General features: G+C 71.0%; 1 protein-coding gene. It reads left to right on the top strand.

The window, feature by feature from the left end; translation table 11 throughout:
* Positions 1–476 precede the first annotated feature (476 nt).
* Complete coding sequence (locus ACZ7G1_RS34075; RefSeq protein ID WP_470882208.1) at positions 477–16,811, top strand: type I polyketide synthase; 16,335 nt, start codon at positions 477–479, stop codon at positions 16,809–16,811.
* The last annotated feature ends 8 nt before the right edge of the window (positions 16,812–16,819 follow it).

The following is a 16,819-nucleotide window of genomic DNA, read 5'->3' as shown; positions in this document are numbered from 1 at the left end:
TCGCCGGGGTGGACCGGCCTGGTCTGGGGTCGCCGGGGTGGACCGGCCTGGTCCGGGGTTGCCTGGGTGGACCGGCCCGGTTCGGAGTCGCCCGGGTGGACCCGCCTGGGCCGGAGTCGCTCGGGTGGAGCCGCCCAGGTGGACCCGCCCGGTCCGAAGTCGCCCGCAAAAGGCGGCCATTCACGCGCCTGCCGCGCGGACCGGCCTCCGCACCCGGCCCGAGCGGGGCCAGCGGGTCGACGCGCGCACCGGCCCGCGTCGGCCATGACCCGCCGGCAGAGACCCCCTATCCGGCAGCCGCCCGCACCCCCCGGTGCGTCCTGGCGCAGCCCCGGACACCGACTTCGAGGGGCCGTCACCGGTCACATGACGGGGGCCCGCTCCTAGGGGCTGTTAGGGGTTCCATCCCCTACGTCGCGGCTTGCATTCTTCATATGGCCTGGTCAAAGCGTGTATAGGAACGTCGGGGGTATCGGATGCTGCGCACAGAGTTGGTGCGACCGCTGCACGATCTTCTTCGGGCCCAGGCCGCCAGACTCGGCTCGAAAACCGCCTATCGCGACGACCAGCGCTCGCTGAGCTACGCCGATCTGGAGACCCGCTCACGCCGGCTGGCCGGACACCTCGCGGATCTGCGACTGCGTCCCGGCGACCGTGCGGCCATGCTGCTCGGCAACCGGGTGGAGATGGTCGAGAGCTACTATGCGATCGCCCGCTCGGGGGCGATCGGAGTTCCGCTCAATCCGCGCTCGTCCGACGCCGAACTGGCCTACCTCCTGGAGGACAGCGGCGCCCGGGTGGTCATCACCGACGCCTTCCACCTCGACCAGATCCGCCGGCTTCAGGCAACTCTGTTCCCCCTGACCGTCCTGGTGGTCGGCCACGACCCGGTACCGGCCGGCACGTTGTCGTACGAGAACCTCGCGACGTCGGAACCCGACTCGCCGGCCTACGACAACCTCGGGCTGGACGAGACCGCCTGGATGCTCTACACGTCAGGCACCACCGGCAGGCCCAAAGGCGTGCTCTCCACCACGCGCAACTGCCTGTGGTCGGTGGCCGCCTGCTACGCACCCGTGCTCGGACTGTCGCACGAGGACAGGGTGCTGTGGCCGCTTCCGCTGTTCCACAGCCTCTCCCACATCGCCTGCGTGCTGTCGGTGACCGCCACCGGTGCTTCGGCCCGAATCGTCGACGGGCTGTCGGCGGGAGACGTCCTGGACATCTGGGGCGACGAGGGGTTCACGGTCATCGCGGGCGTCCCGACGATGTACCACCGCCTGGTCCGTGAGGCCCGGAACCGCGGCTTCGAGGTGCCGGGCCTGCGCGTCGGCCTGGTCGGCGGCGCCATCACGACGGCAGAGCTTCGCCGCTCGGTCGAGGAGACCTTCGGCGTGCCGCTCATCGACGCCTACGGCAGCACCGAGACCTGCGGCTCCATCACCATCAACTGGCCCTCCGGGGCCCGGGTCGAGGGCTCCTGCGGGCTGCCCGTGGTCGGCCTCGGGGTCCGGCTCGTCGACCCTCGCACCGGCCTCGACGTACCGGACGGCGCCGAAGGCGAGGTCTGGGTCCGCGGGCCGAACGTCATGTCCGGCTACCACAACCAGCCGGAGGCCACCGCTGAGGCCCTGAAGAACGGCTGGTACCACACCGGCGACCTCGCCCGTCGCGACGACGCCGGGTACTTCACCGTCACCGGACGGATCAAGGAACTGATCATCCGGGCGGGCGAGAACATCCACCCGGTCGAGGTCGAGAACGTACTGCGCACGGTCCGCGGCGTCGCCGACGCCGCCGTCGTCGGTCGGCCCCACGAGGTACTCGGGGAGGTGCCGATCGCCTTCGTGGTGCCGGCAGCCGAGGGCTTCGACCCCGCCGAGGCGTTCGCGGCGTGCCGGGAGCAACTGTCGGCCTTCAAGGTGCCGGAGGAGCTGTACGAAATCCGCGAGATCCCGCGGACCGCCTCCGGAAAAATCACCCGTCGCCGCCTGCTCGAACTCCCGGCGCGGCTGCGGGCGGTGGGCGAGACCTACCACGAGTCGCTGCTCCGGCCGGACTGGGCGCCCCGGCCGGCTCAGCCCCAACCCGCCCCGGGCGACTGGGCACTGCTGGGCCGGCAGGCGGCACAGGCGGTACCCGGTCTGGATTCCGCCGGGGCGCGGACCCGCGTCCACAGGGACCTGGACGCACTGCGCGCGGACGTCGCGGCCGGCGGCCCGGTCCCCGCGGTGACCCTCCTGGCCGTACCCCCCGTGGGGCGTGGTGCCGACAAACTCCGCGACAGCGCCGCCGAGTTGACCCGGTGGGTCCGGGCCTGGTCCGCGGACCGGAGCCTCGCGGACTCCCTGCTGGTCGTCGCCACCCGCGGTGCGGTGGTGACCGGCGCCGACGACCCGGTGGACCCGCCCACAGCCGCCCTCTGGGGTCTGCTGTGCTCACTGCAGGCCGAACACCCCGGCAACGTCCTGATCGCCGACCTGGACGACGACCCCTCCACCCACTCGGCGTTGCCGGCCGCCGTCGCCTCGGGGAACCGGCAGTTCGCCGTCCGCAACGGAACCACTCTGGTGCCCCGTCAGGCCCGGGTCGCCACCGACGCCGGGCCCGGCGTACGACTGTCCCTCGACGAGCCGGGCACCGTGATCGTCACGGGAGCGGACACCCCGCGCGGCGCGGCCATCGCCGAGCACCTGGCCGACAACTACGCCGTCACCGGGATTCTCCTGGTCGCAGCGCCCGGGCGCATCGGCCTGGCAGCCGAAACACGAGCCAGGCTCGCCGAGTCGGGAACCGAGACCCAGCTGGTCGAGTGCGACCTGACGAACCGGGCCAAGCTGAAGCGCGTTCTCGCCAAGGCCGCCCCGGTACGCGCGATCGTGCACACGGCCGAGCCCGGACCCGGCCAGGACACGCTCACGGCCACCGTCGCCGGAGTACGCAACCTCCGCGACCTCACCCGTGACGGCGACCTCTCGGCATTCGTCCTCTGCCCGTCCACCACGGCGATCACCGGCCGGGGAGACGCGGACGCCGCGGCATCGGCCGCCTTCCTCGGCGCCCTGGCCCGCCAGCTCCATGCCGAAGGCGTCCCGGCCCTCTCCCTGGGATGGGGATCCGACCAGGCCACCCCCTCGCTGACCCGACGCCAGGAACTGGCGGCCTTCGACGCGGCCCTCGACGCCGGCCGGCCCGAACTCGTCATGCTCAAGCTGGACCCGGAAGCCGTGCCGGACAGCTCCGTGCCGCTCCTGACGCGGACGCCGGCCGACACCTCGGCGCAACCGACCACGGAAGCAACAGACGGGCACGAGAACCCCGACGCCGGCCTCCGCTGGCGCACCCTGGCGGACCAGGAACGTAAGCGGCAGCTCGTCGACCTCGTCCGCGAACAGGTCGCCGAACTCCTCGACCTGTCAGGCCCCCAGGCGGTCACCGCGGACCGCGCCTTCAAGGATCTCGGCTTCACCTCGGTGAAAGCAGTGGAACTCCGCGACCGCCTGGCCCGGGCGACAAGCCTGCGGCTGCCCGCCACCATCGCCTTCGACCACCCCACGCCCGAGTCCCTCGGACAGCGACTCCACCGTGAGCTCTTCGGCACCGAGGAGTCCGAGGAGTCCGAGGAGTCCGGGGAGTCCGGGGAGTCCGAGAAGCAGCCGATCCCGACGGTCTTCGCCGCCGATGAGCCGATCGCCATCGTCGGCATGGCCTGCCGCTTCCCGGGCGGTGTCTCCTCCCCGGAGGAGCTGTGGCGTCTGGTGGCCGAGGAGACCGACGCGATTTCCGGCTTCCCGAAGGACCGTGGCTGGGACCTGGAGGCTCTGTATCACCCGGACCCGGACCACGCGGGTACGAGCTACACGCGGGAGGGCGGATTCCTTTACGGCGCTGCGGAGTTCGATGCGGGGTTCTTCGGGATCTCGCCGCGTGAGGCGCTGGCGATGGACCCGCAGCAGCGGCTGATGCTTGAGACCTCGTGGGAGGCGCTGGAGCGGGCCGGCATCGACCCGGCCACCCTGCGCGGCAAGCCCATCGGCGTCTACACCGGAGCCATGCACCAGGGCTACTCGGACGGTCACACGGGCGAAGTGGGCGGTGCTCCCGAGGGTGTTGAGGGCTACCTGATGACGGGTGGCGCGGGAAGTGTGCTGTCGGGCCGCGTGTCGTACGTGCTCGGGCTTGAGGGTCCGGCGGTGACGGTGGACACGGCGTGTTCGTCGTCGTTGGTGGCTCTGCATATGGCGGCGCAGTCGTTGCGGTCGGGCGAGTCCTCGTTGGCGTTGGCCGGTGGTGTGACGGTGATGCCGGGGGCGGATGCCTTTGTGGCGTTCTCGCGTCAGCGTGGTTTGGCGGTTGATGGCCGGTGCAAGTCGTTCGCGGCGTCTGCCGACGGTACGGGTTGGGCCGAGGGCGCGGGTGTGTTGGTGCTTGAGCGGTTGTCGGATGCGGTGCGTAACGGGCATCGGGTGTTGGCGGTGGTGCGGGGTTCGGCGGTGAATCAGGATGGTGCGTCGAATGGTTTGACGGCGCCGAATGGTCCGTCGCAGCAGCGGGTGATCCGTCGTGCGTTGGCGAATGCGGGGCTTTCGGCCGGTGAGGTCGACGCGGTGGAGGCGCATGGCACCGGGACGGTGCTGGGCGATCCGATCGAGGCGCAGGCCGTCATCGCGACTTATGGGCAGGGTCGTGAGGCGGATCAGCCGTTGTGGCTGGGTTCGTTGAAGTCGAACATCGGTCACACGCAGGCTGCTGCGGGTGTGGCGGGTGTGATCAAGATGGTGCAGGCGATGCGCCATGGTGTTCTGCCGCGCACGCTGCATGTGGATGAGCCGACCCCTGAGGTGGACTGGTCGGCGGGTGCGGTGGAGCTCCTGACCGAGGCTCGGCAGTGGCCTGAGACGGGACATCCGCGTCGTGCGGCTGTGTCCAGTTTCGGTGTCAGTGGCACGAACGCGCACGTCATTCTGGAGCAGGCGCCGGAGCAGGTTCCTCCGGCGGGGGAGGGTCCTGGTCCTGCTGTGTTCGGCGGTGTCGTTCCGTTGCTGGTGTCGGGGCGTGGGCAGGCTGCTCTGGCGGGTCAGGCCGGCCGGCTGGCCGGGTTCCTTTCGGAACGGGGAGATGGCGAACTCGCCGATGTCGCGCGGTCTTTGGCGACGACTCGTGGCGCCTTGAACGATCGTGCCGTGGTTGTAGCGGCGGATCGTGCGGGGGCTGTGGCTGGTCTGGAGGCTGTGTCCCGTGGGGAGTGGGCGCCGGGTGTCGTGACGGCCGTGGGTGAGAGTGCGGCTGGCGGGACGGCGTTTGTTTTTCCTGGTCAGGGTGCTCAGTGGGTGGGGATGGGGGCGGATCTGCTGGGTTCGTCGCCGGTGTTCGCGCGTCGGATGGACGAGTGTGCGCGGGTGCTGGACCCACTGACGGGCTGGTCGCTCCTGGACGTCGTACGGGGTACGGGTGGGCCGTCGTTGGACGCGGTTGATGTGGTGCAGCCGGTGTCGTTTGCGGTGATGGTGTCGCTGGCGTCGGTGTGGGAGGCCTGCGGTGTGCGGCCGGATGCGGTCGTGGGCCATTCGCAGGGGGAGATCGCTGCTGCTGTGGTCGCCGGGGTGTTGTCGCTGGAGGACGCTGCCACGGTGGTCGTGGAGCGTAGTGGTCTGATCGCGGCTCGGTTGTCGGGTCGTGGTGGGATGGCGTCGATCGCGGCGGGTGTGGAGCAGGTCCAGGCTCTGCTGGTCGGGTTTGAGGGTGTGGGGATTGCGGCCGTCAATGGTCCGCGGTCGGTGGTGGTCGCCGGGGAGCAGCAGGCGTTGGTTGATCTGATCGGCGTGTGTGAGAAGGACGGGGTCCGGGTCCGCCGGATCCCGGTGGATTATGGCTCGCACTCGGCGCAGGTGGAGGAGATCGAGGAGGAGCTGCGGGCGGTCCTGGCCGGGATCACGCCTCGTGCCGGTACGGTGCCGTTCTACTCCACTGTCACCGGTGAGCTGGTTGATGCGGCCACGTTGGACGCCGGTTACTGGTATCGCAACCTGCGCCAGACCGTCCGGTTCGAAGAGGCCACTCAGGGGCTGGTGGCGGCCGGTCATCGGGTGTTCGTCGAGGTCAGCTCGCATCCGGTTCTGGTGCCGGGTGTCGAGGAGACCGTTGAGGCGTGTGGCGTCGGTGCGTCCGTGGTCACCGGGACCTTGCGTCGCAACGAGGCCGGTCCTGCCCGCTTCCTGGAGGCTCTGGCGCGGTTGCACGTTCAGGGCGTCGGGGTCGACTGGGCGGCGCTGGTAGGCCGGGATGCGGGTTGGCCGCTGGATCTGCCGACGTACGCCTTCCAGCGGCAGCGTTTCTGGCTGGAGTCCGGCCGTGGGGCGGGCGATCCTTCGGTGCTCGGTCTGGCCGGTGTCGATCATCCGCTGCTGGGGGCGCGGGCGGAGATCCCCGCCACCGGTGGTGTGCTGTTCACCTCGCGCTGGTCCGCACACTCGCTGCCCTGGGCGGTTGACGCGGGTGTCGTGCCGGCGGCGGCGTTCGTGGAACTGGTGATGCGGGCGGGTGACGAGGTCGGCTGCGGTCTGATCGCTGAACTGGACATCGAGGCGCCGTTGGTGCTGCCCGCGGCGGGCGGTGTGCAGGTGCGGGTCGCCGTCGGTGGGCCGGATGACTCCGGGAAGCGGTCGGTCCTGGTCCACGGACGGCGCGAGGACGGCGAGGAACGCGCGCCGTGGGTCCGGTACGCGAGTGCGCGGTTGGCTCCCGATGAGGTGGGGTCCGACTTCGAGATGTCGCAGTGGCCACCGCAGGACGCGCGGTCCTGGGTGGAACTCGCGCTGCCGGAAGGCGTCGAGCCGGGCCGGTTCGGACTGCATCCGGTCCTGCTGGAGGCCGCTGCCAGGCTCGGGTATACCCGGACGGAGTCCGACGAGTTTGACGAGGCCGACGAGTCCGGCGAGTTCGGCGAGCCCGGCGGGTTGCCGAGCGTGTGGCGCGGCGTACGGCTCTACGCGACAGGTGCGTCGCGGCTCCGGGTGCAGGCCGTACCGGGGAATGACGGAGGGTTTGGTCTGCGTCTGGCCGATGTCCACGGGGCCGTGGTCGCGTCGGTCGAGTCGGTGGAGTGGCAGCCGGTGGACTTTCCGGAGTCGGATCCGGGAGCCGCGCTGTCGCAGGACGCGTTGTTCCAGGTGACGTGGACGGAGTGCACCCTGCCGCGGGCCGCTGGTTCGGACGAGGCGGTACGGGTCCGCACGGCCGGCGACGTGGCGGCATGGGCGGCGGACGGAGCGACGTCCGATCTCGTGGTGGCGGACCTCACGGACCTGCGGGACGGCCTTCGGCCGGTGCTTGCCCGGGCGTTGGGGCTGTTGCAGGCATGGCTGGGGGAGCCGACACCGGAGGGTGCCCGGCTGATCCTGCTGACGCCGGACATGGATGATCCGGTGGCGGCAGCGGTGTGGGGCCTGGTGCGATCGGCGCAGTCCGAGCATCCTGACCGGTTCGTGCTGGTGAGCACGGACAGTCCGGTCGACGGCATGGCCTCGTGGCCCCCGGTACCGGCGGGCGTACTGGCGGATGCCCTGGCGTCCGGCGAGCCGCAGCTCGCGTTCCGCTCCGGCACGGTGCGGGTGCCCCGGCTCGTTCGGGCCCTCGATCGGGGTGCGGTCGACGCACAGCCATGGGACCCCACGGGAACGGTCCTGATCACCGGGGGCACTGGTGCCCTGGGCGCCCTGGTGGCCCGACACCTGGTCCGCGAGCACCACGTTCGGAGCCTGATCCTGGCCGGCCGCCGGGGCCCGGACGCCCCGGGGGCGCCGGCGCTCGCGGCGGAACTCACCGCGCTCGGCGCCCGGGTGCGTATCGTCGCGTGCGATGTCGCCGACCGCGCCGAGGTCGCCGATCTGCTCTCGTCCGTCCCGCGGGAAGCTCCGCTCACCGCCGTGGTGCACACGGCGGGTGTGCTCGACGACGGAGTGGTCACCGCCCTGACCCCGGAACGGTTGGACGCCGTCCTGCGCCCCAAGGCGGACGCCGCGCTGGTCCTGGACGAGCTGACCCGTGAGCTCGATCTCGCGGCCTTCGTCCTGTTCTCCTCGGCCGCCGGAGTCTTCGGCAACCCGGGTCAGGGCAACTACGCGGCAGCGAACGCCTTCCTGGACGCACTGGCACGGCGCCGCCGGAGCGCCGGCCTGCCCGCCACCTCGCTCGCCTGGGGCTACTGGTCGTCCAGCAGTGAGATGACCGCTCACCTCAGCGCCACCGACCTGGAGCGCAACAGGCGCGTCGGAATGTCCGCGATCTCCGCGGATCTGGGCATGGCGCTGTTCGACGCCGGGCTGACGAGCGGTGAACCGGCCCTGGTGCCGGCCAAGCTGGATCTCGGGGCCCTCGGGGCCCGGTCCTCGTCGACACCGGTACCCGTACTGCTGCGCGGGCTTGTGACGCGCGGCCGGCGCACCGCGTCGGCGCCTGCTCCCGAGGGCGCCACGGATCTGGCACGACGGCTCGCCCCGCTGACCGAGGCCGACCAGGAGGAGTACTTGCTCACCCTGATCGGCGGTCGTGCGGCGGAGATCCTCGGCCACTCGTCCGGGGAGCGGATCGAGCCTGCCCGGTCGTTCCGGGAGGCGGGCTTCGACTCCCTGACGTCGGTCGAGTTGCGTAACCGGCTCGCCGGCGAGACGGGGCTGAGGCTTCCGGCGACGCTGCTCTTCGACCACCCGAACCCGCGCACCCTCGCCAGGTGGCTGCGCGCCGAGATCCTCGGCACCGACGAGGTGGCCGACGCCCCCGAAACGTCCGCGACGGCCCCGTCGGCCCCGTCGGCCGACGACGACCCCATCGCGATCGTCGGCATGAGCTGCCGATTCCCCGGCGGAGTCAACGGTCCCGAGGGGCTCTGGAAGCTGCTCCTCGACGGCACCGACGCCATCGGTGATTTCCCCGACGACCGTGGCTGGGACCTGGATGCCCTTTACCATCCCGACCCTGACCACCCGGGCACCACCTACACCAAGCGGGGCGCGTTCCTGCCGGACGTGGCCGGGTTCGACGCCGACTTCTTCGAGATCTCCCCGCGCGAGGCGCTGGCGATGGACCCGCAGCAACGGCTGTTCCTGGAGACCTCGTGGGAGGTCTTCGAACGGGCGGGCATCGACCCGACCGCCCTCGGGGGCAGCGGGATCGGCGTCTTCGCCGGCGTGAACACCCAGGGATACGCGCTCCGCCTGCAGCAGCGGCCCGAGTTGGTCGAGGGCCACAGGATCACCGGCGTCTCCGACGCCGTCCTGTCCGGCCGCGTGTCGTACGTGCTGGGCCTTGAGGGCCCTGCGGTGACGCTCGACACGGCGTGCTCGTCGTCGCTGGTGGCCCTGCACCTGGCGGCACAGTCGCTGCGGTCCGGCGAGTGCTCGATGGCGCTGGCCGGCGGTGTGACCGTGATGACCGAGCCCGACGCGTTCGTCGACTTCTCGCGGCAGCGTGGTCTTGCCGTCGACGGCCGGTGCAAGTCGTTCGCGGCCTCCGCCGACGGCACCGGTTGGTCCGAGGGCGTCGGCGTGCTGCTCCTTGAGCGGTTGTCGGATGCGGTGCGCAAGGGGCATCGGGTGCTGGCGGTGGTGCGGGGTTCGGCGGTGAATCAGGATGGTGCGTCGAATGGTTTGACGGCGCCGAATGGTCCGTCGCAGCAGCGGGTGATTCGTCGTGCGTTGGCGAACGCGGGTCTTGTGGTCGGTGATGTCGACGCGGTGGAGGCGCACGGGACCGGGACGGTGCTGGGTGATCCGATCGAGGCGCAGGCGCTGTTGGCGACCTATGGGCAGGGTCGTGATGTGGATCAGCCTTTGTGGCTGGGTTCGTTGAAGTCGAACATCGGTCACACCCAGGCTGCTGCGGGTGTGGCGGGTGTGATCAAGATGGTGCAGGCGATGCGCCATGGTGTTCTGCCCCGCACCCTGCATGTCGATGAGCCGACCCCGCAGGTGGACTGGTCGGCGGGCGCGGTGGAGCTGCTCACCGAGGCCCGGCAGTGGCCTGAAAGCGGTCGCCCCCGCCGCGCGGCCGTGTCCAGTTTCGGTGTCAGTGGCACCAACGCGCACGTCATTCTGGAGCAGGCGCCACTGGCGCAGCCGGCGGATGCCGACGGGGGCACCGCTCCCGATGCCACTCCCGTCCTTCCCTGGCTGCTCTCCGCGAAGAGTTCCGACGCCCTGCGCGGCCAGGCCGCCGAACTGGCCGCGCACATCCGTCGGACACCCGCGGTCAACGGCACCGACCTCGCGTACTCGCTCCTCACCACCCGAGCGGTCTTCGACCATCGCGCAGCCATCGTGGGCACGGACCGGGACCGGCTCCTCGCCGACCTGGAGAAGCTGGCCACGGGTGACACTCTCCCGGAGAGCCTTGCCCTGGACGAGCGGCGCCCGGGACGGCTCGCCTTCCTCTTCGCCGGCCAGGGCAGCCAACGTGCCGCCATGGGGCGGGAGTTGTACGAGCGCCACCCGGTGTATCGCGCCTCGTTCGATGCCCTGTGCGCGGAGCTCGACCGGCAACTCGCCGACGCGGTGGAGCTGCCGCTCCGCGACGTGCTGTTCGCCCGGGCCGGCTCCGACGAGGCCGCACGTCTCGACTCCACCGTCTACGCCCAGAGTGCTCTCTTCGCGCTGGAGACGTCGCTCTATCGTCTGTACGAGTCCTGGGGCGTCCGTGCGGACTTCCTCGCCGGCCACTCCATCGGCGAGCTGAGCGCCGCGCACTGTGCCGGGGTGTTGTCGCTCGAGGACGCGGCCGCACTGGTCGCGGCACGCGCACGGCTGATGCAGGCGCTGCCCGGTGGCGGGGCGATGATCGCCGTCAACGCACCGGAGACCGAGGTCCTGCCCCTGGTCGCCGCGTACCCCGACGCGGTCGCGATCGCCGCGGTCAACGGGCCGGCCTCCGTGGTCATCTCGGGCGACACGGACGCGGTCACGGCCGTAGCGGCCGAACTGGCCGCCCGCGGCCACCGAACGAAGCGACTGCGGGTCAGCCACGCCTTCCACTCCGCGCACATGGACGGCATGCTCGACGCATTCCGCGAGCTGGCATCCGGGCTGGCGTACCAGCCCCCCACCATCCCGGTCATCTCCACCCTCACGGGCACCGTGGCCACGCCCGACCAACTGGGTTCCGCGGACTACTGGGTTCAGCAGGTGCGCCAGGCCGTGCGTTTTCACGACGGGCTGCGGACCCTGCGGGAGCACGACGTCACCACTTTCCTGGAGCTGGGCCCCGATGGAGTCCTCAGCGCGCTGGCGCAGGACGCGGTCGGCGACCAGACCGTCGGCGGCGGGTTCATCCCCGTACTCCAGCGTGACGGCCACGAGTCCCTCACCGCCGTCACGGCACTCGCCCGACTGCACGCTCGCGGTGTACCCGTCACGTGGACCGCGCTGTTCGAGGGCGCCTCGCCGCGCCGTGTCGAGCTGCCGACCTACGCGTTCCAGCACCGGCGCTTCTGGGTGGACACCGCCCCGGCCAAGGCGGGCCCGCCGGCCCCGGACACGAACGTCCGAACCTCCGACGACGGGTCGAGCGCCCCGGCCACGTCGGCCCCATCCGACGCCCCGGCCACGTCGACCCTCTCCGACGGCCGGGCGACGCAGCCGGCCGAGGCGTTCGAGGCCGGTAGCCCGGCCGCAGACCTCGCCACGCTGCCGAGGAACGAGCAGAGCCAGAAGCTGCTCCAGCTGGTCAGCGAGCACGCCGCCGCCGTCCTGGGCCATGACCGCGTCGACGGGATCGAGGCGACCAGGGCCTTCCAGAGCCTCGGTTTCGACTCCCTGGCGGCGGTCAGGCTGCAGACGCGGCTCCAGGCCGCCTTGGGCGTCAGCCTTCCGACCACCCTGGTCTTCGACTACCCGTCACCGGTCGAGCTCGCCGAGTTCCTCCATGCCGAACTGTTCGGCCGGCACACCGACGTCACCGACGCGACCCACACCCTCCATGACCCGAGCGAGCCGATCGCCATCGTCGGGATGGCCTGCCGCCTGCCAGGCGGAGTTTCCTCGCCCGACGACCTGTGGGAGCTCCTCCGGTCCGGTGGCGACGGGATATCCGGCTTCCCGGAGGACCGTGGCTGGGATCTGGAGAACCTGTACCACCCGGACCCGGATCACGCGGGTACGACATATACGCAGGAGGGTGGTTTCCTTTACGGCGCTGCGGAGTTCGATGCGGGGTTCTTCGGGATCTCGCCGCGTGAGGCGCTGGCGATGGACCCGCAGCAGCGGCTGATGCTTGAGACCTCGTGGGAGGCCCTGGAGCGGGCCGGGATCGACCCGGCCAGCCTGCGCGGCAACCCCGTCGGCGTGTTCTCCGGAATGGTCAATTACGAGTACACGACGCGCGCCGACACGGTTCCCGAAGGTGTTGAGGGCTACCTGATGACGGGTGGCGCGGGAAGTGTGCTGTCGGGTCGGGTGTCGTACGTGCTCGGGCTTGAGGGTCCTGCGGTGACGGTGGATACGGCGTGTTCGTCGTCGTTGGTGGCTCTGCATATGGCGGCGCAGTCGCTGCGGTCGGGCGAGTCCTCGTTGGCGTTGGCCGGTGGTGTGACGGTGATGCCGGGGGCGGATGCCTTCGTGGCGTTCTCGCGGCAGCGTGGTTTGGCTGTTGATGGCCGGTGCAAGTCGTTCGCGGCGTCCGCTGACGGCACCGGCTGGGCCGAGGGCGCGGGTGTCCTTGTCCTTGAGCGGTTGTCGGACGCGGTGCGTAACGGGCATCGGGTGTTGGCGGTGGTGCGGGGTTCGGCGGTGAATCAGGATGGTGCGTCGAATGGTTTGACGGCGCCTAATGGTCCCTCGCAGCAGCGGGTGATTCGTCGCGCGCTGGCGAACGCGGGTCTTGCGGCTGGTGAGGTCGACGCGGTGGAGGCCCACGGTACGGGGACGCCGTTGGGTGATCCGATCGAGGCGCAGGCGCTGTTGGCGACTTATGGGCAGGGTCGGGATGCCGGGGAGCCGTTGTGGCTGGGTTCGTTGAAGTCGAATATCGGTCATACGCAGGCTGCTGCGGGTGTGGCGGGTGTGATCAAGATGGTGCAGGCGATGCGCCATGGTGTTCTGCCGCGCACGCTGCATGTGGATGAGCCGACGCCTCAGGTGGACTGGTCCGCGGGTGCGGTGGAGCTGCTCACCGAGGCCCGGCAGTGGCCTGAAAGCGGTCGCCCCCGCCGTGCGGCTGTGTCCGGCTTCGGCGTCAGTGGCACGAACGCACACGTGATTCTGGAGCAGGCGCCGGAACAGGTACCGGCTGAAGGTGAGCGGGGAGCCCTGGAGGGCCCGGTTGTTCCCCTCCTCCTCTCGGGGCGTGGCCAGGCCGCTCTGGCGGGTCAGGCCGGCCGGTTGGCCGGGTTCCTCTCGGGACGCTCAGACATCGAACTCCCGGGTGTGGCCCGCTCTTTGGTGAGTGCCCGTAGTGCCCTGGTGGACCGTGCCGTGGTCGTGGCGGCGGATCGTGAGGGGGCTGTGGCTGGTCTGGAGGCTGTGTCCCGTGGGGAGTGGGCGCCGGGTGTCGTGACGGCCGTGGGTGAGAGTGCGGCCGGTGGGACGGCGTTTGTTTTTCCTGGTCAGGGTGCTCAGTGGGTGGGGATGGGGGCGGATCTGCTGGATTCGTCGGTGGTGTTCGCGCGTCGGATGGACGAGTGCGCGCGGGTGCTGGACCCACTGACGGGCTGGTCGCTCCTGGACGTTGTCCGGGGTACGGGTGGGCCGTCGTTGGACGCGGTTGATGTGGTGCAGCCGGTGTCGTTCGCGGTGATGGTGTCGCTGGCGTCGGTGTGGGAGGCCTGTGGTGTGCGGCCGGATGCGGTCGTGGGTCACTCGCAGGGCGAGATCGCCGCTGCCGTGGTTGCCGGGGCTTTGTCGCTGGAGGACGCCGCCACCGTCGTCGTGCAGCGCAGTGGGCTGATCGCGGCCCGGCTGTCCGGTCGTGGCGGGATGGCGTCGATCGCGGCCGGCGTGGAGCAGGTCAAGGCTCTGCTGGCCGGGATTGAGGGTGTGGGGATCGCGGCCGTCAACGGCCCGCAGTCCGTGGTGGTCGCCGGTGAGCAGCAGGCTCTGACTGACCTGATCGGCGTGTGCGAGAAGGACGGGGTCCGGGTCCGCCGGATCCCGGTCGACTATGGCTCGCACTCCGCGCAGGTGGAGGAGATCGAGGACGAGCTGCGGGCGGTCCTGGCCGGGATCACGCCACGCGCCGGTACGGTGCCGTTCTACTCCACCGTCACCGGTGAGCCGGTCGACACGAGCACGTTGGACGCCGGCTACTGGTATCGCAACCTGCGCCAGACCGTCCGGTTCGAGGAAGCCACCCAGGCGCTGGCGGCAGCCGGCCATCGGGTGTTCGTCGAGGTCAGCTCGCACCCCGTACTCGTCCCCGGCATCGAGGAAACCGTCCAGACATGCGGCGTCGGACCTGTTGTCGTCACCGGAACCCTCCGCCGCAACGAGGACGGTCCCGCCCGCTTCCTGGAGGCATTGGCGCGGTTGCACGTCCAGGGCATCGGGGTCGACTGGGCGGCGCTGCTGGGCCGGGATGCGGGTTGGCCGCTGGACCTGCCGACGTACGCCTTCCAGCGGCAGCGTTTCTGGCTGGAAGCCCGCCGGGGTACGGAAGCCCCGGCGGCCGGTGGCGACGAGGTGGACGCCCGGTTCTGGGACGCGGTCGAACGGGAAGACCTCGGTTCCCTGGCGAAGGTCTTGGAGCTCGGCCCTGACGGCGGCGACGAGGTCCTGAAGGCCATGGGCTCAGCCCTCGGCACCCTCGCCACGTGGCGGCGCGGACGGACCGAGAAGCACCTGCTCAACCGGCTCCGTTACCGGGTGGCCTGGACGCCGCTGCCGCCGGTCCCTGCCGGCGCGCCGACCGGGTCGTGGCTGGTGGTCGTGCCGCCTGCCGTGGCCGATGACGACCGCATCGCCGGCATCGTACGGACGCTGGACGGCCTGGGCATGCGCACGCGGGTCGTGGAGTTCGCGGAGACCGACAGCACCGGCTACGTCGACGTCATGCGTCGGGCGATGGCCGAGGAGGAACTGGCCGGAGTCCTGTCCCTGCTCGCCCTGGACCCGCGCGAGCGCCCGGGATCTCCCGTGCTGACGGAGGGCACCGCCGCCACGCCGGCTCTGATACGGGCCCACGGCGAGGTCGCCGCCGGGCCGCGGCTCTGGTGCGTGACCAGTGGCGCCGTGAGCATCGGCCCCACGGATCGTCTGCGGGCACCGGAACAGGCGATGGTCTGGGGCCTCGGCCACGCGGCGGCGCTGGAACACCCGGACCGCTGGGGCGGTCTCGTCGACCTGCCCGAGACGATCGACGCGCGCACGGGATCGGCCCTCCTCGGTGTGCTGAACGGGACGAATGGTGAGGATCAGGTCGCGGTGCGATCGGCAGGCGTGTTCGGCCGCCGCCTCGCGGAGAGTCCGCTGCGGACCGAACCGACACGGCGTAACTGGCGGCCCCGCGGCACCGTGCTGGTGACCGGCGGTACCGAGGGCCTCGGCCGGCACGCGACTCGGTGGCTGGCGGAAGCCGGTGCGGAACACCTCCTGCTCACCGTCGAGGGGGATCCGCAGGCACCGCATGTCCGCGACTGCGTGGATGAACTGACCGGGCTGGGCGTCGGGGTGACGGTCTCGGACGCTGACATGTCCAGCCGCGCCGGTGTCGCCGAGCTGCTCGCGGAATCGGCCGCGCGCCCGGCACTCACCGCCGTGGTGCACGCGGCCGACCTGGCCAGGATCATGCCGGTCGGGGAGATCGACGCGGACACGCTGAGCGAGGTGCTGTCGGTCAAGGCAGATTCGGCCCTGTACCTGGACGAGATGCTGGGCGACCGGCCCCTCGACAGTTTCGTGGTCTTCTCCTCGGCGGCGGGCGTGTGGGGCGGCGGCGGTCAGGGCGTCGCCGGTGCCGTCAACGCCTACCTGGACGCACTGGTCGAGCAGCGTCGGGCACGCGGCCTGTCGTCGACCTCGCTGGCCTGGGGTGTCATCGACGGGATCGGCGTGGCCGCAGACCCCGAGGTGCAACAGCTGCTTCGTCGCCGAGGCGTGACACCCATGGCGTCCGAGGTGGCTGTGGGGGCGCTCTCCGCCGCCATTCAGTCCGACGACGGTGTGGTCGCCGTAGCGGACATCGACTGGTCGACGTTCGTGCTGGCCTTCACCTCCTCGCGGCCCAGCCCGCTGCTCGGTGATCTGCCCGAGGTACGGCGAGTCACCGAGGCCGCCGACTCAGGCCCGGACCAGACGGAGGCCGACTCGCGGCTCGCGGAGCTCCTTGCGGGGGCGAGTGAAGCCGAGCAGACCCGGATTCTGCTGAAGCTCGTCCGCGAGCAAGCGGCTGCGGCGCTGGGCCACACGGACCTGGAACAGGTCAAGCCGAGGCAGGCCTTCCAGGAGATGGGCTTCGACTCACTGGCCGCAGTCACCCTGCGCAACGCACTCGCAGCGGCCATCGGCGCCGGCCTCCCGGCCACGGCGATCTTCGACTATCCGACACCGGCGGCGCTCGTGGAGTACCTCCGCGAAGAACTGGTCGCCGATCCGGCGGGCGAGGCCGAGGCCGAGGTCGACGAGGCGGAGCTCCGCCGGGTGCTGGCCGACGTTCCGCTCAGCCGCTTCCAAGAGGCGGGCTTGCTCGACGCGCTGTGGTCGATGGCGCGATCGGGACCGACCGCCTCGGAATCCGGCCCGGCGCCGGACGGCAGTGAGGAAATCGACCTGATCGATGCGATGGACGTCGACGATCTCGTGCAGCGGGCCCTGGGCCGCACTCAGCCGTGATCAATAGG

The organism is Streptomyces sp. NPDC037273 (assembly GCF_055603625.1).
This window is presented reverse-complemented; position numbering and strand designations above follow the sequence as displayed.

What these genes read in the sequence shown, in the direction of transcription:
- ACZ7G1_RS34075 (WP_470882208.1), top strand. Translation starts at nt 477, where the DNA reads ATGCTGCGCACAGAGTTGGTGCGACCGCTGCACGATCTTCTTCGGGCC.